The 25,803-nt window shown below is 62.7% G+C and carries 21 protein-coding genes; 8 read left to right on the top strand and 13 right to left on the bottom strand.

Annotated features, from left to right (window positions below; genetic code table 11):
• Positions 1-110: 110 nt before the first annotated feature.
• Positions 111-425, bottom strand: a complete 315-nt coding sequence (locus NTU39_RS15690; protein WP_039397911.1) for a DMT family transporter — start codon at positions 423-425, stop codon at positions 111-113.
• 204 nt (positions 426-629) lie between these two features.
• Here NTU39_RS15690 and NTU39_RS15685 point away from each other — a divergent pair, with 204 nt between their 5' ends.
• Together NTU39_RS15685 and azu are read left to right on the top strand one after the other, a co-directional pair.
• Positions 630-1,271: a hypothetical protein gene (locus NTU39_RS15685; RefSeq protein WP_257958018.1), complete on the top strand. Its 642-nt coding sequence runs from the start codon at positions 630-632 to the stop codon at positions 1,269-1,271.
• Between the two features lie 332 nt (positions 1,272-1,603).
• A complete protein-coding gene (gene azu, locus NTU39_RS15680; protein WP_257958017.1) occupies positions 1,604-2,164 on the top strand; it encodes an azurin in 561 nt (186 codons plus the stop codon).
• Positions 2,165-2,171: 7 nt separating this feature from the next.
• Here the strand turns inward: azu and NTU39_RS15675 are convergent, their stop codons facing one another.
• Positions 2,172-3,077, bottom strand: coding sequence for a LysR family transcriptional regulator (locus tag NTU39_RS15675; protein WP_150662976.1), 906 nt, complete (start codon positions 3,075-3,077; stop codon positions 2,172-2,174).
• 100 nt (positions 3,078-3,177) lie between these two features.
• On the opposite strand from NTU39_RS15675, the gene NTU39_RS15670 reads away from it, so the two are divergent.
• Positions 3,178-4,761 (top strand): MFS transporter, encoded by a 1,584-nt coding sequence (locus NTU39_RS15670; RefSeq protein ID WP_257958016.1) that lies wholly within the window; start codon positions 3,178-3,180, stop codon positions 4,759-4,761.
• A gap of 29 nt (positions 4,762-4,790) precedes the next feature.
• Here the strand turns inward: NTU39_RS15670 and NTU39_RS15665 are convergent, their stop codons facing one another.
• The 3 genes from NTU39_RS15665 to NTU39_RS15655 all read right to left on the bottom strand — a co-directional run bounded on the left by NTU39_RS15665 (position 4,791) and on the right by NTU39_RS15655 (position 8,626).
• Positions 4,791-5,720: a pirin family protein gene (locus tag NTU39_RS15665; protein ID WP_257958015.1), complete on the bottom strand. Its 930-nt coding sequence runs from the start codon at positions 5,718-5,720 to the stop codon at positions 4,791-4,793.
• Positions 5,721-5,852: 132 nt separating this feature from the next.
• On the bottom strand, positions 5,853-7,994 hold the full coding sequence (locus NTU39_RS15660) for a TonB-dependent receptor (RefSeq protein ID WP_308340553.1): 2,142 nt from the start codon (positions 7,992-7,994) through the stop codon (positions 5,853-5,855).
• A 236-nt stretch (positions 7,995-8,230) separates the two neighbouring features.
• Entirely contained in the window at positions 8,231-8,626 is a 396-nt protein-coding gene (locus NTU39_RS15655) for a DUF2946 family protein (protein WP_257958014.1), read from the bottom strand.
• 287 nt (positions 8,627-8,913) lie between these two features.
• On the opposite strand from NTU39_RS15655, the gene NTU39_RS15650 reads away from it, so the two are divergent.
• Both NTU39_RS15650 and map read left to right on the top strand, forming a co-directional pair.
• The gene (locus NTU39_RS15650) at positions 8,914-9,168 is read left to right on the top strand and encodes a ParD-like family protein (protein ID WP_150574424.1); all 255 of its coding nucleotides are present in this window, start codon (positions 8,914-8,916) and stop codon (positions 9,166-9,168) included.
• Complete coding sequence (map, locus tag NTU39_RS15645; RefSeq protein WP_150662972.1) at positions 9,168-10,007, top strand: type I methionyl aminopeptidase; 840 nt, start codon at positions 9,168-9,170, stop codon at positions 10,005-10,007. The genes NTU39_RS15650 and map overlap by 1 nt, the downstream gene beginning before the upstream one ends.
• An 88-nt stretch (positions 10,008-10,095) precedes the next feature.
• On the opposite strand, the gene NTU39_RS15640 is transcribed toward map, so the two are convergent.
• The 7 genes from NTU39_RS15640 to NTU39_RS15610 all read right to left on the bottom strand — a co-directional run bounded on the left by NTU39_RS15640 (position 10,096) and on the right by NTU39_RS15610 (position 20,719).
• Complete coding sequence (locus NTU39_RS15640) at positions 10,096-10,920, bottom strand: hypothetical protein (protein WP_150662971.1); 825 nt, start codon at positions 10,918-10,920, stop codon at positions 10,096-10,098.
• Positions 10,921-11,087: 167 nt separating this feature from the next.
• Entirely contained in the window at positions 11,088-12,203 is a 1,116-nt protein-coding gene (locus NTU39_RS15635) for an HPP family protein (RefSeq protein ID WP_174984275.1), read from the bottom strand.
• A gap of 383 nt (positions 12,204-12,586) precedes the next feature.
• Positions 12,587-13,045: an RcnB family protein gene (locus NTU39_RS15630; RefSeq protein ID WP_246184424.1), complete on the bottom strand. Its 459-nt coding sequence runs from the start codon at positions 13,043-13,045 to the stop codon at positions 12,587-12,589.
• A 520-nt stretch (positions 13,046-13,565) separates the two neighbouring features.
• On the bottom strand, positions 13,566-15,113 hold the full coding sequence (locus tag NTU39_RS15625) for an efflux transporter outer membrane subunit (RefSeq protein WP_257958013.1): 1,548 nt from the start codon (positions 15,111-15,113) through the stop codon (positions 13,566-13,568).
• Between the two features lie 12 nt (positions 15,114-15,125).
• The gene (locus NTU39_RS15620; protein ID WP_039397929.1) at positions 15,126-18,311 is read right to left on the bottom strand and encodes an efflux RND transporter permease subunit; all 3,186 of its coding nucleotides are present in this window, start codon (positions 18,309-18,311) and stop codon (positions 15,126-15,128) included.
• Between the two features lie 91 nt (positions 18,312-18,402).
• Positions 18,403-19,752, bottom strand: a complete 1,350-nt coding sequence (locus NTU39_RS15615) for an efflux RND transporter periplasmic adaptor subunit (protein ID WP_257958011.1) — start codon at positions 19,750-19,752, stop codon at positions 18,403-18,405.
• Positions 19,753-19,780: 28 nt separating this feature from the next.
• Positions 19,781-20,719, bottom strand: coding sequence for an alpha/beta hydrolase (locus tag NTU39_RS15610; RefSeq protein WP_150662967.1), 939 nt, complete (start codon positions 20,717-20,719; stop codon positions 19,781-19,783).
• Positions 20,720-20,969: 250 nt separating this feature from the next.
• On the opposite strand from NTU39_RS15610, the gene NTU39_RS15605 reads away from it, so the two are divergent.
• Positions 20,970-21,986, top strand: coding sequence for a LysR family transcriptional regulator (locus NTU39_RS15605; RefSeq protein ID WP_150662966.1), 1,017 nt, complete (start codon positions 20,970-20,972; stop codon positions 21,984-21,986).
• A gap of 50 nt (positions 21,987-22,036) precedes the next feature.
• Here the strand turns inward: NTU39_RS15605 and NTU39_RS15600 are convergent, their stop codons facing one another.
• The gene (locus NTU39_RS15600; RefSeq protein ID WP_257958010.1) at positions 22,037-22,504 is read right to left on the bottom strand and encodes a hypothetical protein; all 468 of its coding nucleotides are present in this window, start codon (positions 22,502-22,504) and stop codon (positions 22,037-22,039) included.
• Between the two features lie 120 nt (positions 22,505-22,624).
• Between NTU39_RS15600 and NTU39_RS15595 the strand changes: the two genes are divergently transcribed.
• Together NTU39_RS15595 and NTU39_RS15590 are read left to right on the top strand one after the other, a co-directional pair.
• Positions 22,625-24,013, top strand: coding sequence for a hypothetical protein (locus NTU39_RS15595; protein ID WP_257958009.1), 1,389 nt, complete (start codon positions 22,625-22,627; stop codon positions 24,011-24,013).
• Positions 24,013-25,800 carry a soluble NSF attachment family protein gene (locus NTU39_RS15590; RefSeq protein WP_257958008.1) on the top strand — a complete coding sequence of 596 codons (1,788 nt, stop codon included), beginning with the start codon at positions 24,013-24,015 and terminating at the stop codon, positions 25,798-25,800. The genes NTU39_RS15595 and NTU39_RS15590 overlap by 1 nt, the downstream gene beginning before the upstream one ends.
• Positions 25,801-25,803 lie beyond the last annotated feature (3 nt).

The raw sequence follows: 25,803 nt of genomic DNA, 5'->3' as shown, positions 1-25,803 counted from the left end.
CACAAGCCCACCGGTGCATCGAAGCGAATCCCAAACCACGTCATAAGCAACACCGACACGAGACGCACAAGCGCCTCGCCGGTTCGAATGACCTAAAACGAGGTTGTCGGTTACGACGAGAGTTTCATGAGGATCAGGCCGCTGACGATCAACGTTGCGGCGGCGATGCGGGCAGTGCTGACGATTTCGCCAAGCGCGAAAATGCCGACGACAAATGCGCCAACGGCACCAATGCCAGTCCAGATCGTGTAAGCCGTGCCCAGCGGAAGGGATTTCATGGAAACCGATAGCAAACCAAAGCTAGCGGCCATCGTCACGAGCGTGACTACAGAGGGGATGAGCTTCGTGAAGCCAGCAGACTGCTTCATCGTGTAAGCCCAAAGGACTTCCAGAACACCTGCGAGCGTGAGATAGATCCAAGCCATACGGCTCTCCAAAAAAGAGCCGGGCCGTCCCGGAATGTCTCGTCACAGGTGAGGTCGTCCTCACGGCCGTCACTATACGAGTTCAACCGATTCTGCGCAATGTCTCCACGGTTTATCCGAGATTGACAGGTAGGATCGCGGACGACAGATGATCAGGATCGTCATTGGCATGTCGCCTGTGTGCCCTGAGTGGTCGGAGCAGCAATGGAGCACCCCGGAAGCCAAGATATGCGCGAGGCCATCGAGCGCCTTGCCGCTGCAATGGGCAAGTCCCGCAAAGAACTTGAGGGCCTCGCCAGACGCGACGTCGCACTGCGCGCGCGGTATCGCACCTCGGTCGCACGCGTCGCAGAACGCGCCATTCCCGATCTCCGTCGCAGGACGCTCGAACAACTGCTCACCGACCATCGCCCCTTTGTGGGCGAGGCGGTGCTCGACGTCTTCGCCCGAAATGGCGTCATGGCCCGGATACTCAACACGCGCCGGTATGCCGCGTCGGTAACTTCGCTGCGCGATAGTTTCTGCGACTACATCGGCCGATCCGGTACGGCTCCGTTCGCCTCGGCGCGTGCGGAAATTGCCGCCATCGAAGCACTGATGGTAGGTGCACGAGCAGAAGAGGCCGATGCCGCTGGTGTACTGGCTGGCATGCGGATCGTGCTTGCGAACGAGATCCAGATTCCTGGCGAACTCGTTCCTGATATTCGGCTTGTCTGTCGTCCGCGATCCAGAAAGGCAGGCAGTGTCGCGGCGTCCATCGAGAGCGGCACAAACGGTATTGTCGGCGGCCATTCCGGCATCCCGCAAACCGTTCGCCAGTTTGCGCTGTCAGTGGCTATCGCTTGACGAAAGTGCAACCGCGATAAACCGAAGCAATAGGGCGATAGGGCGTGAGAACGCCAACGTGAAAAGTGCGATGAGCGGGGGATCAGGGCCCTGTTCTGAACCGAGTTGGGTTTATGTCTGAGGGGCGGAATAGGGCCCTGGTCCCCCGCGGGGTTGAGTTCGGAAAGAGAAGCGAAAGATCAAAACAACACCAAAACCGATTAGCAATACAAACCAATACAAAACAGAGAACGACCAACAAACGCCCAACGCAATCGCGGGCTATCGTCGAAAGTCGGGTGATGCCATCGGTATCGGTGTCGTCAGGTGATTTCGAAACGCTTGGAGCGAACGTGTTGTCGGAAAATTTCTCGTTGTTTGGGGCGCGTACGCGCGCGCTCAATCTGATCTTCGTGGCCTGCCTTGGCGCTCCGATCCCCGGCCTGGCGCAAGGCGTCGAGCATGCGGGCTCCATGAGCATGGTGCGCACGGGCGACGACGTCCGTGCGGTAGCAACAGTCGTAGGTGATGCGTGTCAGATCGACGTGCAGGGCCGTCCCGGCAAGAAGTTTTCGCCCACGCACATCAGCGTGCCGTCGGCCTGCAAGACACTCACCGTCCAATTGATCCATACGGGCAAGAAACCCAAGGCGGCCGCCGGACACAACTGGGTGTTGGTCCGCGAGAGCGACCTCCATGCGGCCATTGCCGATGGTCTCGCGGCAGGTCCCGACAACGATTGGGTTAAACCGGGCGACGAACGCGTGATCGCGAAGACCGCGATGATCGGTGGCGGCGAACGGACGTCGGTAACGTTCGACGCATCGAAGCTCTCGCACGGTACCGCCTATACCTACTTCTGTTCGTTCCCGTCCCACGCCGAGATGATGCGCGGCACGCTATCCATCGAATGACCGCACCTCACCCAATCCTGAGCATCGGGATCTCCGTCGAAAGCGCGTCGATTGCGCAGCGCGTCTTCGACGGCAGATAGGGCGACTTCGGCCACACCACGTGAATCGCCTGCGGACGCACCCCGCAACGGCTACGCACGACCACCAGCCGTCCTGCAGAGGCATGCTTCTCCAGAAACCAGCACGGCAAATACACCAGCCCAAGCCCGGCAATCCCCGCATCGGCAATCGCCTGAACATCGTCGAGACTGAGCTGACGCGTAATCTGCAACGCGTGCTCGATACCGTCGTCATCGAGCATGTGCCACCGCGCCATCGATCCGCTGCGCGAATACGAGATGCCTGTGTGGGCGGCGAAATCGTCCGGCTCGACGGGCATGCCGTGCTCCGCCAGATACGCAGGCGACGCGCCGATGCTCATGTACTGCGTGCCAATGCGTCGGGCGTCGAGCGTCGCGTTATCGCGCAACTCACCGATGCGCACCGCTAAATCGATGTTCTCCTCGATGAGATCGACGCTCCGGTCGGAAAACGAAATGTCGATTTGCAGCTTGGGATATTGACGCGCCAGCCCGAACAACACCGGCGCGACGCATTGATGACCGAACGCAATCGGCACGCTCACACGCAGTCGTCCGCGCGGCTCGTTCAGCCCGCTCTCGACCTCCGCCGCACCTGCGTCGAGTTCAGCCAGCGCCCTCACGCAACGCTCGTAATACACACGTCCCGCTTCCGTGAGCGTATGACTGCGCGTCGTGCGATGCAGCAGGCGCACCCCGAGCCGCGCTTCCAGACGAGAAATCACCTTGCCGATGGCCGAGCGCGTCAGATGCATACGCTCTGCCGCGAGCGTAAAACTACCGGCTTCGATGACCTGAACGAAGACGGCCACGCCGTCGAGTTTATTCGTCATATTGGGTCTCTACGGTCGCGTATTGCGGGAAGAAATATCAGTAATCGGGAATCTGGTTCCCGATATATTACCTCTGACTTCATTCTCGTTCGCGAATCCCATGACACCCTCACGCGCGTCTCAAAACGCACTGGCGCTTGCCGCCGTCTGCCTGACATCGCTGATGTTCGGCCTTGAAATCTCCAGCGTGCCGACCATCCTGTCGACGCTGGAGCGTGTACTGCCTGCGGATTTCCGGGAAATCCAATGGATCATGAACGCCTACACGCTCGCCTGCACCACGGTGTTGATGGCGACAGGCTCGCTTGCCGACCGGTTTGGACGACGTCGCGTCTACGTCATCAGCATCGTCGTGTTCGCGCTGACATCACTCGCCTGCGGGCTGGCGCAGAGCGCGCCGGTGCTCATCGTCAGCCGCTTCCTTCAGGGGATGGGCGGGGGCGCGATGCTGATCTGTCAGGTGGCGGTGCTCTCGCACCAGTTCCGCGAGGGGCGCGAGCGCAGCAAGGCGTTCGGCGCGTGGGGCATCATTTTCGGCATCGGTCTCGGTTTCGGCCCGATCATCGGCGGCATGATTGTTGCCGTGGCCGACTGGCAATGGGTCTTCCTCGTGCACGTGGTGCTGTCGATCGTGGCACTGGGGCTGGTATTCGTCGGTGTACAGGAGTCTCGCGACCCGCACGCGAATTATCTGGACGTGCCGGGCATCGTCACGCTGTCGCTCGCCACGTTCGGTCTGGTGTACTTCATCACGCAAGGGCCGGATCTCGGCATGGGCAGTCCGCAGGCGCTTGGCATCGCAGCGGCGACGCTCGTCAGTTTCATCGCCTTTCTCTGGATCGAGAAGCGAAGCCCGCGCCCGATGTTCGACTTTTCCGTGTTCCGCATCCGTCGCTTCTCCGGCGCGATGTTCGGCTCGATGGGGATGAACTTCAGCTACTGGTCGTTCATGATCTATCTGCCGATCTACTTTCAGGGCGCGCTCGGTTACAGCAGCGTGAACGCAGGGCTGTCGCTGCTGGCGTACACATTGCCGACGCTCGTGGTGCCGCCGTTCGCCGAACGCCTGTCGTTGCGCATCGACGCCCGCCGCGTCATTCCGCTGGGTCTGTTCACCATCGGCCTCGGCTTCCTGTTGATGAAGATCGGCTCAGGCATGGCCGATGCCAGCTGGCTCACGATGCTACCCGGCAGTCTGCTCTGCGGCGTGGGCCTGGGCATGACGAATACGCCTGTCACCAACACCGCTACCGGCGCAGTGTCAGCCAATCGTGCGGGGATGGCGTCGGGGATCGACATGAGCGCGCGGCTAATCAGCCTGGCCATCAACATCGCGCTGATGGGTTTCATCTTGCTCAAGGGCGTGAGTGCATCGCTGGCAAATGCGTTGCCGGGCGTCTTCGACGCGACGTCGCTGCGTACGCTCGCAGAGAAGATCGCCGCCGGTAGTCTTGAACACCTTGCTCAAAACAACGCGGCGCTCGCGGCGGCCGATCCGCAGGGGCAGATCGTGCAAGCAGCATTGGTGCACGGCTTCGGGTGGGTGATGGTGTACGGCGTGTTGGGGGCGTGGGTGCTCGCGCTGCTGAGCGTGGTGGCGTTCGGGGCGGGCGGGCGCGACGTCGAGCGGATGAGCGAGCCGACGGCAGCCGCCGCCGAGCGCGTGTGCGAGCCGACGCTGTAACGTGTTGAGCCGCTAACCCGCTACAGTGCTTACGCCCGCGTCCGGTAAGCCTTGAGCTGAGGAAAGGCCTCTTCGTCTAACGAACCGAATTCGCCGCGCTGATAGGCCGACATCCGGTCGTTGAGCTGTTCGACGGTGTTCATGACGAAGGGGCCGTGTTTCGCCAACGGCTCGCCGAGCGCCGGTCCGGACAACACCACAAAGTGGCAGTCCGGCCCGGCAAGCAAACCGATGGCGAGGACGTCGATCGTTGCGCCCTTGCTCAGGCCGACGGCGACCGCTTCGCCAGCGCCCAGTTGCCGAGTCGTGCCATCGGCATCGACCTGCAAATGTCCCGAGACCACACAGACGGTGGCATTCCAGCCGCGCCGCAAATCGTGGTGGAACGCGGCGCGATCCGTCAGGAACCCGTCGAGCAAGGTGAACGGTTGGGGAAGGTCGTCGTTCTTCTTCGCCGTCACCCCATTGCTTGCGCCCAAAACCACCCGCACACGCACACCGGGCGACACCACCTCGGGGATTTCCGTAGGTTCGACGTCGAACGCATAGGGCGCGTCGTACTTCTGCGAAGCGGGCAAGTTGACGAAGATTTGCAGCGCATGCACGTCATGGCCCTCGCCTTCGGGTTGCTCTGTGTGCACCGCGCCGCGTCCGGCGGCGAACCAATGCAAAGCGCTCGGCACGATAGGGCCGTAGTTGCCGAGCGAGTCGTAGTTGACGTGCGCGCCGACGGCGTCTTCGAACATATACGTCACCGCCGAAATCCCCGCATGCGGATGCGGCGCAAAGGTCGGGGCCGTCATGTGGAAATGATCCAGCATGACGACCGGGTCCATCAGACCGCCAAATGTCTGCTCGCCGAAATGCTTCGCACGAAAGCCATCGCGAATGGTCATGTCGTGACCGCTCACGACCTCCGAAATCCGCACGAATTCGCCGCTATTGCCGACGTTGTTCATGTTATCTCCCCGCATCTTGAATGGGGTCAATCATAGCGACACGAATCATCACGGAATATAGGCGGTTCGGTAACTCGAAGTTACGCAGACGGAACAATCGCGATGGTCAATACGGCGAATGCGGCTAATACTTCAGAACCGGTAGCTCATCACCAGCTCCGCGCGACGGTCGTTGCCCAGCAGCCACTGCGTGTTGTTGTAGTAGGCCGTTTGCACATAGTGCCGGTTGAAGACGTTGTAGACGCGTCCGGTTAGCGTGAGATCGCGGCGCGGCTTCCACGCGAGCGCCAGATCGACTGTCGTATAGGACGGCAGCTTCAGCGTATTCGCGGTATCGGCGTAGCGCTTGCCAACGTACTTCAGTCCACCGCTGGCCGTCCACGCCTGTGCGAAGCGCCAGCTCAGCCACAGATTCGCCATCTGCTGAGGCACGTTCACCGGAATGTTGCCCGCCCGCGAGACGGACACACCGCCCACGCTTTCCTCGAACTGGTCGTACTTCGCCCGCAGCCACGTGCCGTTGGCGTCGATGCGCACGTCGCGCGTCAACTGCGCCCCCACGGTCAGTTCCATGCCCCGCGACGACTGTTGGCCGACCTGAAGACTGACCGACGGATTGAGCGGATCGGCGGTGAGCAGATTGTTCTTGACGATGCGATAGACCGACAGCGTGCCGTCGACGCGACCGTCGAGCCAATCCTGCTTCACGCCGAACTCGATCTGTTTGCCTGTCGCAAGATCGAACTTAGCCTTGGCCGGCGTGAGCGAGAGCAGTGAGGTGATGGGGTCGGCGGCGACCGAGTACTGGCCGTAGACGCTGGTGTTGGCGGTCACGTCAAAGACCGTGCCCACGCGCCAGCCGGTGTAGCTGAGGTCCTTGGAGAAGGCGGTGCCTGCGATCAGGTCGTCACGATTGATGCTGGCATGGTCGTAGCGCACGCCGCCAATGACCGACCAGCGCGACGTGACCTTCAGACGGTTCTCGGCAAAGAACGCGTATTGGTTCGCCTGCGACCGGTACTTGGGAAAGGTGCCCGCCACGTTCACGAAGTTGCCGGGATCGGGGTTGTACAGATCGACGAGCGACGTGCCGGAGTAGGGCGAATTGTTCGTGTGTTGGAACGTCGTGTGATTGAACTCGAAGCCCGCCGACACGGCGTTTTCCATCCCGAACAGCTGGCCCTTGAGCGTCGCGGTCGTGACGTTGCCGATCTGTTCCTGATCGTGAAGGATCTCGGTGTAGCTGCTGCGTTGCACCAGGCCGCTTGAGGGCACATAGTTGTAATACTCGGCGTCCTTCCAGTGGCGCTTGCTCTTCATGCGATACAGCGTGCTGGTGATCGTGAGATTGTCGATGGGACGCCACGTGGCCCCCAGCGTCGCCCAGCTGTCACGAAACGTGATGAGCGAATCACTCACGTTGTAGTTCTTCTGATAGGTCGCCGGGTCGAGACGCCCGTTCACGAGCGGCACGCCGAAGTACTGCATCGGATGCTGATTGCCCTCGGCGAGCGTGGCCGTCACGGAAAAGCGCGGCGTGAAGTCGTACTTGATGGCGGCGGAGAACGACGCATTGTGCGAGTTGCCTCGGTCGACCCAGTTGTTCGAACTGTTCGCGCTCGCATCGAAGCGATAGGAGAGCTTGTCGGTGATCGCACCGCCGCTACCGAATGCTGCGCGGCCGGTTTTCTCGGTGCCGATGCCCAGCTGAATTTCGTTCTCGATGGGCATCTGCTCGGGCTTCTTCGGGACGATATTGACCACACCGCCGATGGCACCTTCGCCGTAAATGACCGAGGCCGGGCCGCGCAGGACCTCGATCCGCTCAACGGACCACGTGTCGAACGGGAACGTGACGCCGATCGCACCGTACGGACGCACGCCGTCGTACAGCTGTGTGACGGACGCGCTGCCTACGAAGCCGCGCGCGCCGAGTTCCGCGCCGCCATTGCCCGGATGGGGGGATGCGTTGATGCCCGTCGCGCGACTGACGGCGTCGACGATGTTCGCGTCGCCGCGCTCCACCAGTTGCTGCCGGTCAATGACCTCGACGCTCGCCGGTGTCTCCTTGATAGAGAGGCCGAGGCGGCTGCCGGTCTGCACCGGTTCGTCGAGGGGTTTCACGATGTCCGCTTGTACCTGAGTGGCGGGGAGTTCGACGTTTTGCGCGCCGTTGGCGTTTGCGTTGTTACTGTTGTCGGCAGCGTGCGCGAGGGCGCACAGCGAGCCAATGGCCACCGCGATGGCGGTGCACACTGGAATTGACGTTTTCATGACGCTGTCTGGTTATCGTTGTCGGGCACACGCGGGCCGTACGTCGCTGGGGCCGCTGAGCGGCGATCGGCTGACGTGTGCAGGCCGCCGCCGGTCGGTGTGCGACGGGCGTCAGCCGTGAAAATCGGAGTCGATGCAATGAGACGATCGAACGCACTCGCCCGCGCATCCGCATCGCCATGACTACAGGGCGACGAGACGAGCGGGACATCGGCGAAACGAACGACTTGGGGGTGTCACGCGTGCGGCGGGGCGCGCGACGGTGGGGTGAGACGCAGCGGCGTGCCGCTATGAGGCAGCGCTGGCGACAGGGTGAGGCGTGGTCCGCCGACACGAATGTCTGCCAGCGTCAGCGGGGCGGGCGGAAGGGGCGGCGTGTGCGCGAGCAGCGAGCAATAGCCGCAGGCGACGCTCGTTGCGTGCGTGACCGGTGCGTGCCGCCCTTGCGCTGCTGCTTCGTCGAGACTGGTACAGAACGCGCTGAACAGCGCGTCGTCGATGGACGACGGGTGCGCGCGCAGATGCTGGCTGATCAGCGGCGCGCAAAGCAGCATCCACATGGCGGCGAGGCCGACCCATGCGATGCGTTTGCTGCGTGACCATACCGGCATGTTCAGGGCGCGCGGCGACAAGCCGCGTTCGTGACGACGAGCGGCGATGCTATCACGCAGTAATACGAATCATTTCTCCAGTAGGTGAAAATTCATGGCGGACGCCACGTGTTGCGTCAATTTGTCGCGCTGCGCCGAAACGTTCGCCGCCCTTGCCGGCGACCACCCACCGTCGCACGGTGGAGGGGAACGCAGGGGTTCGCCTGACATGGTGAGCCGGCGACGGATTTAGTGGCATAGGCGAGACAATTCGGCGGCGGGCTGGTAATATACGTTTCGTAGCTATTTCGTATATAGGAATCCGCCCTATGGGTATCGTCAAGATATCGGAGCAGATGCATGAGGCGCTGCGCAATACCAGCGGCGCGCTCAGTCGCTCGATCAACGCGCAAGCCGAACACTGGCTGCGCGTCGGCATGCTCGCCGAACTGAATCCCACGTTGAGTTACGGCGAGATCTGCCGTCGACTCATCGAATCCGATGGCGCGCCGGTCAGTGAGACCGGCGCTGCCGCTTCTCCAGCAACCGGTGCACCCGTCACCGTCATGAATAAGGTGGCCTAATGGTGCGCGAACGCGTTGTCATCCGCTCGAACGAAGAAATTGCCCTGTCGCGTCGCGCCGGGGAGATGGCCGCACAAGTGCTCGCGATGATCGGCGAGCATGTGAAGCCCGGTGTCACGACCGACGAACTCGACCGTCTGTGTCACGACTTCATCGTGAACGAGCTGAAGGCGATACCGGCCAACATCGGCTATCACGGGTATCCGAAGACGGTGTGCGCATCGGTCAATCACGTGGTGTGCCACGGGATTCCGGGCGACAAGAAGTTGCACGATGGCGATATCGTGAACATCGACGTTGCCCTCATCAAGGACGGCTGGTTCGGCGACACAAGCCGTATGTATTACGCGGGCACGCCGAGCATCATGGCCAAGCGTCTGGTCGACACGACTTACGAAGCGATGGTCGCAGGCATTCGCGCGGTGCGCCCCGGTGCAACGCTGGGCGATGTCGGTTACGCCATTCAGTCGGTCGCGCATCGCGAAGGCTTCAGCATCGTGCGCGACTACTGCGGACACGGCATCGGCACGACGTACCACGACGATCCGCAGGTGCTGCATTACGGACGTCCGGGCACGGGTCTGACGTTGCGCCCGGGCATGATCTTCACCATCGAGCCGATGGTCAACGTCGGCAAGCCGGACACGAAGCAGCTCGCAGACGGCTGGACCGTCGTCACGCGCGACCGTTCGCTCTCGGCGCAGTGGGAGCATATGGTCGCTGTCACGGAGACGGGCTTTCAGGTGCTCACGCAATGGCCGGACGGGCTTGGCGAATATGCGCGCTACGGTGCGCTCGATGCGGGCGACACGGCTGAGAAAGCGGCGAATGCGGCCTGATTGGCGGCGGCGTCGGCACGACTGAGGACGTCATTGAAATGAAAATCGGGGCGCAAACTTTGCGCCCCGTTTCGTTATGCGTCGTGATTTACAAATCGTCCGGCGCACCGTCCATCAGCAGCAACTGGTTGGCATAGCGGTGATAAAGCCATCCGCCGACGCCGCATGCGACGGCGAGCCACGCAATCGAGAACACCGTTTTCAGGATCAAGGAGCCGAGTACCGCAACGGTGACTTCCGGCATGAATCTCAGGACCAGCGCCAGCAGCAGTGTGATCACGATGCCGGTGCCGAAGAGCGGCAGGAACGTCACGAATACGGTCCCGAACATCGACCAGAAATGTCCACGTGAATCCTGCCACGCGGCACCCCAGCGCTTGCTGCGTCCGACCGCGACCTGCGCATAAATGAGCGAAATACGTGTGATGACGAAAACCGCCGCGCAAGCCATTAATGCGATGAACGTGGCGAGCAGGGGGTAGGAATGGCTGCTTCCGCTCATCCGCGAAGCGAAGCCGATGATAAACGCGGGAATGAAAGCCGCGATCATCATGGCGATCACGAGTTGCAGCGATAGCCAGATATAACGCCACACGTCGCGACCGAACCAGGGCGATTGCCGGGCGGCGTCCGGACCGAGGATGACGTAGCGCAGGATGTGAACGGCAAGTACCGCGAGCGCGATCAGATTGACGAGTCCGACGCCAAGCGACAGAAGGGCGATGTTGAGGCGGTAAGTCGCGTCGCCCCCTTGCGCGGCGGCGCTGGCGAGTTGCTTCAGCGAGATGCCAAGTGCAGACGACACAAGCACAACGAGTGCCACTATCAGACTTAACAGTGGCCGATTGCGTAACGCGTTAAAACCGTCGATCCATGCGCCTACGAAACACTGCTTGAACGTTATCGGTTCCATGTCGCCCCCTGAGCGATTGTCACTTCGTTGATCGAAGTTTGTGCGGCGTCAGTGCGTTACAACGCCGCCATTCTTGCAGATCGGCTCAGGGCTGACAATCGTAGTAGGGGAGTGTTGGCGGCCTGCGACGCCGGACCGGCACCGCAGGCAAATGCGCGACGAACGCTTCAGGCGTTCACGACCTTGCGCAGCACGTCGGCGTGCGTGACGACGCCCACGAGCCGGGCGGCATCGTCGAGCACGGGCAGTGTGCCGTGGCGTTGCGTCGAGAGGAGCGCGACTAGTTCGGAGAGCGGCATGCCGGCGGTGGCCGACTTGAGGTCGCCCTGCATCAGATCGCGCACGGCCGGGCGTTGGCCATTGCCCAGCGACACGCCGAAGCGCGGCCAGTTCTGGCGGCGCGCACGTCGCGTGTGCAGATCGTGCCGCGTCAACAGTCCGATGACGCGTGCCTCCGAATCGACCACCGGCACGGCATCCAGTCCATGACGTTGCAACAGACGCCACGCCGCAGGTGCTTCCTCATGCGCCTGTACCTTGGCAAGCGGCGGGGCCATCACGTCGGCTGCCGTCAGCTCGCGCGCGCGACGGGCGAAGGCTTCGCGTTGCGTGTCGCGCAGCAGGCTGGCCAGATCGTCGGCGGAGATGTCGAGCAGTTCGCTACGACGGGCGAGAGCCTTTTCAGCATCGGCCGTCGTCACGGGAATCGCTTGCGCATTGACCGGACGCGCCGGTGCTTGCGCCTTCATCGCGTGCGGGTAGCGGTGGCCGGTGATCGCGTGATAGCCGATGGCCGAGCCAAGCAGCATGACCGACTGAAGCGCAATCGGTTCGAGCACGAAGCCGTAGCCGAGCGCATGAACCGCCGGGCCGCCGAGCACGGCGGTGAGGGCCACCGCGCCTGACGGCGGGTGCACGCAGCGGAACGTGAACATGAGTGCGATGGACACACCGACCGCCGTCGCGGCGGCAACGACCGGCGTCGGAATAAACATGGTGCACGTCACGCCGACGACGGCCGCGACGAGATTGCCACCGAGAATCGACCAGGGTTGCGCGAGAGGACTGGCGGGCACGCCGAAGAGCAGAACGGCCGACGCGCCCATCGGGGCGACCAGCCAGGGGATGTAAGAGACAGGGCCGAGCAGCCAAAGCATCAGGCCACCGGTCACAGCGATACCGCATAGGGCGCCGATGCCTGCGCGTAGACGCTCGCGCCAGTGAACGGCCACCACGGCGGGCAGAAAACCCGCCATCCAATCCTTCACATCACGTCGTGTCATTGCCATGTCGTCCCGCTCCATCGGACGCACCTTTCTGGGGCGTCGTCTTGATATTTTGTGCATGATATATCGTATATCGATGAATTGGGAGGGCAGGAGCGCGTGATTTTAATGCTGCAACGCAGCGAAATCACTGCCCGGAGCCAGTGGACATTAAAGCGGCGCACCAAATCGAGGAAAACGAGACGGAAAGGGCGTGAAGCTTGCTAAGGCAGGAGGGATTGGGCGGAGCGGGAGACGGGAGCGGGCGGGACTTCCGGTGCCAAGCGGCGCGCGAAGACGAAGTACCAACGAAATACGGCAGGGCGCGAGGCCCTGCCGTACGGCTGGCGAGTCAGCGGAAATTCACAACGCCGACGAGTGGCTAAGGCGTCGGTCGGCGATCAGTGCCCGCCCACGATCTGGACAATCACGCCCGAACCGTTGACCAACAGGAAGTCGCCACCCACGCCAACCCAGTGGTGGCCGCGTTTGGGCGCATCGAGATGGTATTGACGGTAGTCGTCGACGCGGTATTGCGCATCGCGGTATTGCTGCGGCACGCGGTCGCCCTTGCGCCAGTCGGGATGCTGCCACGCGGAATCGTCGCCGGGGCCGCGTTGGGCTTGCGGGGGCGGTCCGCCGTGCGGACCCTTTTTGGGGCCGTGGCCCGGAGGGCCTCCGGGTTTGTCACCATGAGGACCACCCGGTTGATGCCCCGGCGGCGGGCCACCCATACCACCCATGCCGCCCATACCACCCATACCACCCTGAGGCGGTGGGCCGCCCTGTGCCAGGACGAGGGAAGAGGAAACCGCCAGACCGGCGGCGAGGCACAGCGACAGTGTCTTGCGCATCTTCATTATTTGCACTCCTTATCGTAGGGTCGAGGGACCGAACGCGGGGGAAGCATTCGAGATGACTTGCCAGCGACGGCCGACGCTTTTGCGCCGTTCGCATTGCGCACAAAGCAGCGCAAATGGCGAAAACGAGGCCAAAAAGACGAAAGCCGTGCGTCCATCCTACCATCGCATCGCAAAAAAAAGCCCGGACATGCCGGGTGTCGTTTGACATAGGGCATGTGCCGGGCAAGCAGGGACGCAGGGAAGAAACCTGTTGGATGGGCTCGACGGCGCGAGCGCACCGCACGAGGCGCATCGAGACCGGCGGCTCGCCAGGCACGCTTCGGGGGCAGGTCGGCGCGCCTCTCGTCTTGGGGGCACGAGCGCGGCCGCCGGTTCGATGCATCCATCAGGGCGCGACGTTCCCGGGGGGAAGAACGCCGCACCTGCTGCCGGGACATGCCATTCAACACGACATGCCTCGACCTTTCGCGACGCGTTTCAACGCGCCGCGATACGACTCAACTCACGATCCCGTCATTCAGCGGGCCGCTACCGTTGCACCGGCCGCGTTCGCCGTGGGTACGGCTGCCGGAGCACCATCGGCAGGCGTCTTGGGCAAATCGCCCCAGCCGCCGCCCAGTGCGCGGATCAGGTTGACGGTCGACACGGCTTGCGCACCGGCCAACTGAACAGCGCTGCGACGCGTTTGCAGCACCGTGCGCTCGGCGTCGATCACATCCAGATACGCGATCGAGCCTTCCTGATACTGCGTGCGCGAGAGCTGCGCTGCGCGGCCCGAGGCCTTCACGGCATCGTCCTGTGCACGCGTTTGCTGTGCGAGCAGACGCAGATTCGACAGGTTGTCTTCGACTTCCTGGAACGCCACGAGCACTTGCTGACGGTAGTTCGCGACGTCTTCTTCGTACTGCGCACGGGCACGCGACAGATTGCCGCTACGTGCACCGCCATCGAAAATCGGCATCGAGAGCAGACCACCGACGACCGGTCCCAGCAGGAACGTGCGGCTCGACCAGTTGAACAGATCGCCCAGCGTGGCGGCTTCGAATCCACCCGAACCGGTCAGCGACAGCGACGGGAAGAACGCGGCCTTTGCGACACCGATGCGCGCATTCGCTGCGGCCATCGCACGCTCGGCGGCCGCGATGTCAGGGCGGCGCTCAAGCAATGCCGACGGCAGACCTGCGGGCACCTGCACGGTGACGGGCACGAGCGGCGTGGGCGCAAACGAGAACTCCGCCGGTGTCTTGCCGAGCAGAATCGCGAGGCTGTGTTCGGACGCGGCACGCAGACGGGCCACCGCCAGTGCGTCGGACTGCGCCGTGGCCAGTTCGGCCTTGGCACGGGCGACGTCCAGCTCGCCGATGTCGCCTTCGGTGAAGCGCCGTTGCACCAGCTTCAGTGCTTCTTCGCGCAACGTCACCGTCTGCGTGTACAGCGCCTGTTCGGCGTCGAGCTCGCGCAGATTGAAATAGTTCTGCGCGACGTCGGCTTGCAACGCGAGCTGCACCGAGCGGTACAACGCTTCACTTTGTTCAGCGTCGGCGCGGGCGGCGGCGACGTTGTCCGACACACGGCCAAACAAATCGACTTCATAGCCGACGCTCGCCTGCGCACGCCACAGCGTGTACGGCGCGATGTTCGTGCCGTCCGGCTGCATCTGCGAGGCGGGCGAGATCTTCTGACGCGACGGGCCGAAGCCAGCGTCAAGTGTCGGGAAGAGCGCGGCACGAGCCTGACGTTGCACGCCACGCGCTTCCTGCACGCGGGCGGCGGCCGCCTTCAGGTTCTGGTTGGCGGACAATGCGTCGGCTTCGAGCTTGTCGAGCGTTGCGTCGCCGAACACCTTCCACCATTCGCCGCGCGCCAGCGCTTCCGACGGCTCGGCCGTCTTCCACGTGCCAGCTTCACCTGCGGGCAGTGCCGCTTCCTTGAAGGCCGTCGGCGTACCCTTGTCGGTCACCGTCGGCACTTCGTATGTGGGAGCCATCGAGCAGCCCGCCACCACCAGCAGGGTGGCGAGCAAACCCGAGACGCCCAGACTTCTTTTCATCCATTGCGCTTGCATGATTGGCATCCTTCAGACTTCGGATTTGACGTTGGCGGGCATGGTCGAGGCGTGCGCGCTATGCAGCGGCTTCTTGCCCGCCAGCGTACGCAGCAACACGTAGAACACAGGCGTCAGGATCAGACCGAAACCGGTCACACCGATCATGCCGAAGAACACGGCCACACCCATGGCATGACGCATTTCCGAACCTGCGCCCGTCGACGTCACCAGCGGCACCACACCCATGATGAACGCGATGGACGTCATCAGAATCGGGCGCAGACGCAGACGGCTGGCTTCGATAGCGGCAGCGATGGCCGTACGACCTTGCATTTCCAGTTCCCGCGCAAACTCCACGATCAGAATCGCGTTCTTCGCGGATAGCCCCACCAGCACCATCAAACCGATCTGCGTGAAGATGTTGTTATCCCCTCGCGTGAGCCACACACCGAACAGCGCGGACATGATGCTCATCGGCACGATCATGATCACGGCGAGCGGCAGCGTCAGGCTTTCGTACTGCGCAGCCAGCACCAGGAACACCAGCAGCACCGAGATCGGGAACACCCACAGCGCGGAGTCGCCAGCGAGGATCTGCTGATACGTCAGGTCCGTCCATTCGAACTTCACGCCGCGCGGCAACGTTTCCGCCGCGATACGCTCCACAGCCGCCTGTGCCTGACCCGACGAGTAACCCGGGGCCGGGCCGCCGTTGATGTCGGCAGCGGTGTAGCCGTTGTAACGCACCACCATTTCCGGACCGTACGTCGGCGAGACCTTCACCAGCGACGAGAGCGGGACCATGTCGCCATTGACGTTACGCGTCTTGAGCAGGCCGATGTCGTCGGCGTGCGCACGATACGGTGCGTCGGCTTGCACACGGACCTGATACACGCGACCGAACTTGTTGAAGTCGTTCACGTACAGCGAGCCGAGGTAGATCTGCATGGTGTCGAACACGTCGGTGATCGGCACCCCCAACTGCTTGGCCTTCACACGGTCGAGGTCGACATTCAGTTGCGGCACGTTGATCTGGTACGACGAGAACGTCGGGCCCAATTCCTTCGTCTGCGAAGCCTTCTTGATGAACGCCTGCGTGGCGTCGTTCAGCGCTTCGTAGCCGAGTGCGCCACGGTCTTCCACTTGGAGCTTGAAGCCGCCGAGCGTACCCAGACCCAGCACCGGCGGGGGCGGGAACACGGCGATGAACGAGTCCTTGTTCTTCGCGTATTCGCCGTTGAGCTTCGCCGCGATGGCGCCCGCCGACAGCGACTTGTCCTTACGTTCGCTGAACGGCTTGAGCGTGACGAACACGATACCGGCCGACGACGAGTTGGTGAAACCGTTCACCGACAGACCCGGGAACGCGACGGCGTTCTTCACGCCAGGGGTCTTCAGCGCGATTTCCGACATATCGCGAATCACCTTGTCGGTGCGATCGAGCGATGCACCGTTAGGCAACTGGGCGAAGGCGATCAGGTATTCCTTGTCTTGTGCGGGGACGAAACCACCCGGCACGACCTTGCCCAACAACATCGTCACACCCAGCAGCACGGCGAAGATCGCCATCATGACGGCCTTGCGACCGATCACGCGGGTCACACCCTGACCGTACTTCTCCGAACCGCGATGGAACACGCGGTTGAACGCGCCGAAGAAACCACCCAGATAACGGTTCATCTGACGCGTGAGCCAGTCCGGCTTGGCGTGATGGTCCTTGAGCAGCAGGGCGGCCATGGCTGGCGAGAGCGTCAGCGAGTTGAAAGCCGAGATCACCGTCGAGATGGCGATGGTCATGGCGAACTGCTTGTAGAACTGACCCGTCAGACCCGACATGAAGGCGAGCGGCACGAACACGGCGACCAGCGTCAGGGCGATGGCGATAATCGGCCCGCTCACTTCACGCATGGCCTGATATGTCGCTTCCTTCGGCGAGAGACCGGCGGCGATGTTCCGCTCGACGTTTTCCACCACCACAATCGCATCGTCCACCACGATACCGATGGCCAGCACCATCCCGAACAACGACAGCGCGTTGATCGAGTAGCCGAAGCCGAGCAGCAAGGCGAACGTACCGACGATGGACACCGGCACGGCGAGCAGCGGGATGATCGACGCGCGCCACGTTTGGAGGAACACGATCACCACCAGCACCACGAGGGCGATGGCTTCGAGCAGCGTGTGCACGACGGCTTCGATCGACGAGCGAACGAACTGCGTCGGGTCATACGCGATGCGGTATTCCACGCCCGGCGGCATATCCTTTTGCAGGTCGGCCATCGCGGCGCGGACGTCGTCCGAAATTTGCAGCGAGTTGGCGCCCGGCGACTGGTTGATACCGAGACCGATGGCGGGCTTGTTGTCGAGCAACGAGCGCAGGCTGTACGACGACGCGTCGAGTTGCACGCGGGCGACATCGCTCAGATGCGTGACGGCACCGTCCGGCGAGGTCTTCAGAATGATGTCGCGGAACTCTTCTTCCGTGTTCAGACGACCGCGCGTATTCACGTTCAGCTGCAACGGCGTATTCGGACCGGCAGGCGTCGCGCCGATCACACCGGCGGCCACCTGCACGTTCTGTTCGCGAATGGAGCGCACCACGTCCGACGCCGTCAGGCCGCGCTGTGCGACCTTGGCCGGATCGAGCCAGACACGCATCGAGTAGTCACCCGCGCCCCACATCTGCACTTCACCCACGCCCTTGATTCGCGAGAGGCGATCCTTGACGTTGATGAGCGCGTAGTTGCGCAGGTAGGTCATGTCGTAACGGTCGTTCGGCGAGATCAGGTGCACGACCATCGTGAGCGTGGGTGAGGACTTGATCGTCGTCACACCCAGGCGCTGCACGTCGTCCGGCAGGCGCGGCAGCGCTTGCGAGACGCGGTTCTGCACGAGCTGCTGTGCCTTGTCCGGGTCGGTGCCCAGACGGAAGGTCACCGTCGTGGTGAGGTTGCCGTCGCTATTCGCCTGCGACTGCATGTACAGCATGTTTTCCACACCGTTGATCTGCTCTTCGAGCGGGGACGCAACGGTTTCGGCGATCACCTTCGGGTTCGCGCCGGGGTATTGAGCGTGCACGACGACCGACGGCGGAACCACTTCCGGGTATTCCGAAATCGGCAGCTGGAACACGGCGATCAGGCCGGCCAGCAGCGTGAGGACCGAAAGCACGCCCGCAAAAATGGGCCGGTCGATGAAAAATTTTGAGATGTTCATGACGAAACTCTGGGGTGTCGTTCAGCGTGCAATGTTGCTGTGTGCCTGCACGCGCATTTCTCGCATCAAGTGCTCGACAGTCGTTGCAAACTTACGAACGCGAAGCGGTTTTCGCCGCAGCTTTCGTTGCCGCAACCGATTGCGTCTTGCTGTCGTTTTGCGAAGTCTTCTGTGTCGTCGGCGCGTCGTTGGCAGCTGCTGCGGGCGCCGGGGCAGGGGCCTTGGCGGCGTCTGCCGTACCGGTCGCAGCGGTCCCTGCAACGGCCGTCGGCGCGATGTCGTGCGCGTCGCCCGTATCACCGGCCATCTTCACCACCTTCGGCGTCACAGCGTCGCCCGGACGAATGCGTTGCAGACCGTTGACCACGATGCGCTCGCCGTCCTTCAGACCGCCGGCGATTTCCACGAGACCGCCGTGGCGTTCGCCCAGCTGCACTTCGCGGTACTGCGCCTTGTTCGCCTGATCGACCACCATCACGTACTTCTTGCTCTGGTCGGTGCCGACAGCGGCTTCGTCCACCAGCAATGCCGGGTGCGGCTCACCGCCACCGACACGAATCCGTGCATAGAGGCCCGGGACCAGCGCGCCATCGGCGTTGTCGAAGCGCGCACGCACGCGGATCGTGCCGGACGTAGTGTCGAATCGGTTATCCACCGAGTACACCGTGCCCTTGCGCGAGTAACCCGACTCGTTGGCGAGACCCAGATCGACCGGCACGCCGCTCGTCTTGGTGTCCTTCGAGAGATAGCGCAGGTAGGTTTGCTCGTCGACGTCGAAAGCTGCGTAGATCGGCGAGACGGACACCACCGTCGTCAGTGCGGGCGATTGCGCGCCTGCACTGACGGTGTTGCCTACGGTGATTTCCGCGCGCGAGACGCGACCGGCCACCGGCGCCACGATCTGCGTGTAACCGAGGTTGATGCGGGCCGTTTCCAGCGCAGCTTGCGAGGCCTTCACGTTGGCGACGGCTTCGCGTGCTGCGTTTTCCTTCTGGTCGAAGTCCTTCTTCGCGATGGCGTTATCCGCGATCAGGCGCTGCGCACGCGCGAGGTCAGTGCTGGTGAAGACGTCACGCGCCTGTGCCGAAGCAAGCTGCGCAGCGGCGCGGTCGACTTCGGCGGCGTACGGACGCGGGTCGATCGTGAAGAGGGCGTCGCCTTTCTTCACGAGCTGGCCGTCCTTGAAATGCACGGCGGTAATGGTGCCTGACACGAGCGGCTTGATATCGACGCGATCCACCGCGTCGAGACGGCCGGAGTAGCTCTGCCAGTCGGTGACGGTGCGCGAAAGGACGTTGGCAACGTCGACTTCGACGGTCGGCATGACTTGCGCGGCGGGCGTGCTGGCATCGACGCGCACGACAGTGAGCGTGCCGATAGCCAGGAGCGCGGCCGTGGCGGCAGCGGCGATAAGTACGGGTTTGCGAGCGAGGGTGGTCATTATTTAAATCTCCGGGATCGGATTGGACTCACTGGGTAGAGCCGGTGGCAGGCGGTGCCAGCCGACGTGTCAGGAAGGTGGCCACCTCCCGCAGCGCTGCGGGCAGGGCGGCCAGGCCGTAATGGGACGCGCTGCGATGGCGCGTGACTTCTGTCGGCACGCCGGCCGCGATGAGTTCGGCAGCGTATTTTTCAGCTTCGACGTGCAACAGGTCGTGTTCGGCGGAGGCGATCAGCGTGGGCGGCAGGCCCGCGAGACGGCGCGACTCCAGCGGTGCGGCGTACGGATGCAGACGTTGCGTCGCGTGCGGCAAATAGGCGCGGTAGCAACGGGCGCACTCGTTGGCTTCAATGTCGCTGGGTGTGCGACCGTCGGCCAGACGCGTCATGCTGGGGTCGAGCAGCGGCGCGAGCAGGGCTTGCGCCGACACCGTGATTTCGCCCCGATCTCGGGCAATCATCGTGAGGGCAGCGGCAATGTTGCCGCCAGCGTCGTGCCCGGCCACGGCCAGACGGCGCGGACTGGCACCGTACCGGCGCGCATGACGGTGCAGCCAGAGGGCTGCACACCAGGCGTCTTCGGGCGCTGCGGGAAACGGGTGTTCGGGCGCAAGCGAATAGCCGACCGAGACGACCAGTGCCGGGACGTTCGACGCGAGGTAGCGCGCGGCGGCATCGCCATCGTCCAGCGAGCCCTTGCAAAAGCCACCGCCGTGGAAGTACAGCACTGCGGGCAGATGCGCTTCGAGCGGCACGACGACACCCGGCTGACCGGCGTGCGCATCCGCAGCGCCGGGCGTGGCGACGCCGACCGGCCGGTAAACGCGCAGGGTGACCGGCGCGGAATGGCCCGGGATGCTGACCTCTTCGATGCGCAGTCCGTCGTCGCTGCTGAACAGCTTGCCGGGCTTACCGGCTTTGCCCGGTTGTGCCGACTTTCCCGAGGGCGACTTGGCGTTGGCTGACATATGGCTTCGGGTTCGCGCGAGCGATACCCCTCTGATGACATTCGATGGAGCGAAGTCTAGAGGCCACGGACATTGGGATAAACGCCTATAATTTGGCAACACTGTTCGGCCAGCTCGACTAATCGGTCTCGGCCTTATGGGCATTGGCTTATGCCGTCGACCAATAAGCATATGCAGTTGCGACGGAGGCGAAATTTCGTAGATTTCGCCTGTTCGGCCAGTGCAACGGTGTTTTCAATGGGGAAATATCATGGATCGCTTGCAAGCGATGCAGGTCTTCACGCGGGTGGTCGAGGCGAACAGCTTCTCGCGTGCCGCCGACAACCTCGGGTTGCCGCGTACCTCGGTGACCACGATCATTCAGAATCTGGAGTCGCATCTGGGCACTCGGTTGCTCCAGCGCACGACCCGCAGACTCAACCTGACGCCCGACGGCGCGGCCTATTACGAGCGCTGCCTGCGCATCCTCGCGGACATCGAAGAGACGGAATCGTCGTTCCGCGAAAGCAGCCAGCGCGTGCGCGGCAAGCTGCGCATCGACATGCCGGGCTCGCTCGGCAAGCTCGTGGTGCTGCCGTCGCTGTGCGAGTTTCACGACCGCTATCCGGAAATCGAATTGATGGTCGGCATGGGCGATAAGCCCGTCGATCTGATTCAGGAGGGGGTGGATTGCGTGCTGCGTGTGGGGACGCTTCAGGATTCTAGCCTCGTCGCACGACGCGTAGGCATGTTTCAGAGTCTGACGTGCGCATCACCGGCTTACCTTGAGCGCATGGGCATGCCGCATACGCTGGACGACCTTCAACGACACACGGCCGTGCACTATTTTTCGAGCCGCACAGGCCGCGTGATTGAAGAGCAGTTCGTCGTGGACGGCAAGGAAGTCGAAATCCACATGCAGGGCTCTGTCGCAGTGAACGACGCCGAGGCGTATCTGCAACTCGGTCTTTCGGGCTTCGGCACCGTGCAACTGGCGCGCTTCATGGCGTTGCCGTATCTGCAATCGGGCCAGTTGGTCGAGATCCTGCACCAATGGAAACCGCCCCCCATGCCGATTTCCGCGGTGTACCCGCATAATCGCCATCTGTCGCCAAAAGTGCGCGTATTTGTCGACTTCATCGCCGAAATCTTCGAGCGCTGCCCATTGCTCCAGGGGCTCGATGAAACGGCTGGGCAGTGCAAACCGACCGTGGCCGCAGCCGACGATAGCGATACTCGCTGGGCGGCGTACGGCACGGAAATGTCGCCCCAGGAAGTGGTGGTTTGAGCGATTTCTGCGCGCGTGTGAAATGGCCTCAATGGAAAAATTGGGCCCTTTCATCGCAACCAGATGGGGGGCGTCCTATCCGCCTCCCCGCTCAAAACAACCATGCCGTTCTCGACGACTGACTGTCTGCCGTCCAACCCCTCTCCCGATCTGCCCCCGCCGGTGCTTCCCGGCAACATGCTCCCACTGATCGCCTCGACTCCGCTGCTGCGCGAAGGGGTGCGATGATCGCCGACGCTATTCAGGCGCTCAGAAGCGCGCTCCAACCATGCCGGAATCGCGAATCGTCGTCGGCTTATCTGACGCAGGCGACGGACACCCTGCAGGATCGCCTGCAAAGCTGTTCTCCAGGCTCGGCTGAACTCACCCGAGCGATTGAGCGGGTCGAAGCTGCGTTCAGCGGGAACGACGGCTGGCCACTCATCAAACACTGCTTTGAGCGCGACGTCGACCGTTCGGCGTTCGTCAAACGGCTCGTACGCAATCACGTTTCCACGACGCAAGTCGGCCTTGAACACGTTCGTCGCAAGACGTCGGACGCGCAACTCGACACCGCCGCCACGCAACTTTGTAGTGCATTAAGACCGCATATTCGTGAGGAAATCGTCAATCGCTGGTCGCGAGCCGAAGACACCGGCGTGCACGTGACGGAAGGCGGGGCCATTGCGGTCGGCATTCCCGGCACGGACCTTCGTCTCTCGCTGATGGATGCCGGTTTTTCGCGCGAGGGGTTGAATCTGTCACAGGCTGAAGTCACGCAGTTATTGCTCGCTCGGCCTGCCGGGACGCCGCCTGGCACCACGTTGCTGGACTCGATGCCGACCCTTACGCAGGGCCATGCGTTGGCCAGCTTCCGCATGATCGGCGCGGCGGTCAGGGTCGACGGCAGCTTGCCGCCCGGACTGGACCCGGAGGCGGTACGAGGCGTCGCTGCCGCAGCGCACGACGCACTCTCGCACGTCACCGGCACGCTGGCGGAAAGAGAGCCGCTCGCCCGGTTCTTCCACTGGGTGGGCGACGACCTTCGGGCGGGCCAATCGAGGCAGGCGATCGCGACGATACGCGCGCAAACGTCGCCGCAGGAAGACCTGCGTTCGGACGAAATCGCACGGGCGTTGCTCGCGTCCGGCCAGGATGTTCGGAGGGCGAATGGCTTGCGCATCGGCGTCGAGCGCCACCGTGCGGCATTTCACTACGACCGGGCTGCGCAGCCACGTCTGGCCGCCGAACAGTATCTGGCTGCAGCAAAGATTTTTGCTGTGGCCGGAGATCGCATGATGGCCGCGGGAAATTACGCGAACGCTGCCGAAAAACTCTCGGCTTGCGAGACATTCACCCCGATGGTGACTGCGCTTGCCCACGCTATTGAGCTATACGGAGACGACTTCCGTGCCGTGAGCAAGCTGGGATCGCGCTGTGCGGAGGTCTTCGCCGCGCGTGGATTTCACATCAGTGCCGCCATGGTCCATGAACTTGTCGTTACCCGTTTTGACGTGCTCGAGCGTGGCGCCGGAGTGAATGTTGCGGCCCTTGACGCCCTGATTGCTGAACATGTGGCGAAGGCGGAAGCGGCGTTCGCCGCCGTTGGATTGTCTGCGTACGACGAGAATGTTCCCTCCCTGATCCGGGCTGCCATCGATGCGAGATTGGACCGTTTCACGACGGCAGAGGGGCTTCAGGGGGACGGATACCGCATTCTGTTCGAAGACCACAGCGACATGGTCTCGGCAGAGGAATTCGACAAGAACGCATCGACCGAGTGGATACTGTTGCGCCGAGGCGCATCCACGGCATCTCATCAAGTCTACGAATTGATGACCAGTGCCACGCGGCATGCGCTATTTTCGAGTGGAAGTCCTCACCCCTATCTGCGACAGCCATTGACCGCTTCGGATTTCATCGATGGTATCGATGCGCTCGACATGCTGACGGCCGCGACGGCTGGGACAGTCGCGGCAGGTTCCGTCGTGCCCGAGACTATGCCGCAGATGGAAACCAACTTGACGACCGAGTGGACGAGGCTGTGATGGGGCTTTACGGCATTACTGGCCCTATAAGTACCGCACTGTATTCGCCATCGGAGGGATCGCGCGAATCGTCGAAGGATTTGATTCGCGCGTTCGACGAAGAGATCAGGTCTTATGCGGGGAATTCCTACGCACTGCACCGTGCGGTAGATCGTCTTGTAAGGAAATTGATTGCACCGGGTGTCTGGGATGCGCTCGGCACCCGCTTTCAGTCTGGCACCGAAGCGTTGTCGATGGTGGAGCGGCTCGTCATTCAGCATTTGAGTACGTCCGCAAACGGAATGGATCTCGTGCGCAGTCTCAGAATCGTCGACGAATTGGTGACCGGTGCCAGTAAGGTGATTCGATCGCTCACACCCGAGGTGAGATCCGAGATGGTAAGCCGCTGGTCGGATCCGGAGCGGACGTCGGTCTACATGACGTCCAACCAAGTCATCGCAGTGGAAATACCTGGCACCGGATTTCGTTGCCCCGTGATGTGCGTCGGGCTATCGGGGCGTGGCTGGAGTTTGACGCAGCACGAGGTGACGCAACTGCTGACGGCGCGGCTTGAAGATCGGAGCGACGGCGCGACCGCGTTGAGCCTCCTGCCGGAGGTTGCCGAGCATCAGCGCTACCTTACAGGGCACCTTTGGGCAGCGTTAGTCGGTGTCGACGGGAGCCCATTGGAGGGCGTGGATCAGGCGGCGGTACGCGGACTTGCGTTAAGCCTGTTGAACGCCTTCGAAAGCGTTGACGTAACGCCCGCCATTCACGAGCCGCTTTGCGCGTTCTTCGATCGGGTGGGGGATGACGAAGGGGCTGCCCGGTCGTATGAGCAATTAGCGCAGACGCATGAGCGTATGGGGCGCCACGCGACTCCCCGGAAGAGTGACGGCCTCTATCTGCAGGCCGCAAATTGCCGGTCGATTGCGGCAAGTTACTTTGAGAAGGCTGCGTCCCTCAAGGCGGCGGCGATACAGTATCGCGAGGCCGGTGCCAGTTTTGCAAAGGCACACGAGACTTCCCGCGCGCTTGAACACCACGAACTCGCTGCTGTGACCATGTCCGGCGCCGCCACCTTGTGTGACGTCGAATCGCTACTCGGCGGCATGCGCGAGCCGAGGCATGGCGAACTGGCCAGACTGTGCTCCCTTTACGAACGATGCGCTGAGATTTTCGCCGCTCGGGATAGGCGGGTCAGTGCGGCGCTGCTGCACATTCTGGCCGCCGATTACCTTGTAGAGCATCGGCCGAAACGTCTCGGCCGCGATGAGGTATCCGCGCTCGCGACACACCATCGACGTCGCGCACGCGACTATTTCAACGCTGCCGAGCTACGTGGCGCACCACAAGATTTGCGTCAACTGGTTTGGTACTCCATCGAACGGCGGCTGGACGAGCTCACCTCGCAGCAGGGGCTTTCGGGAGAAAACTATGTCGTCAGATTCGTGGACGCGAGCGACATCATCTCGTTCCACGAATTCGAAGCGACGCCAGGCGATGCCTGGGTGCTGATGCTCACAGGTGAGCGACCGAACGGCGTTCGAATCTACGATCTCGTGACGGCGCACACCATGCGACGACTCGCACCGGCGCGCCGATTGACGGACGTCTTTGTGCCCGGCGGCGAACGGAAGTGGCCGCACCCCATATTGCCTCGCGCGTTCGAGGCCGGGGACTTTATCGAAGGTGCCGGGGTCATCGATATGATCCTTTCGGCACCTCGCGAGCCGAAAGCGGGTGCAATCCCGGTGAGCCTGTCAGCACCTGGCGAGGAGCTTCGGCCGCCAGGCGCTTCCCGATAACCA

The organism is Pandoraea commovens (genome assembly GCF_024704525.1).
In the GTDB taxonomy this organism is placed as follows: domain Bacteria; phylum Pseudomonadota; class Gammaproteobacteria; order Burkholderiales; family Burkholderiaceae; genus Pandoraea; species Pandoraea commovens.
The sequence above is the reverse complement of the archived record's forward strand: the minus strand, read 5'-3'. Positions and strand labels throughout refer to the sequence as shown.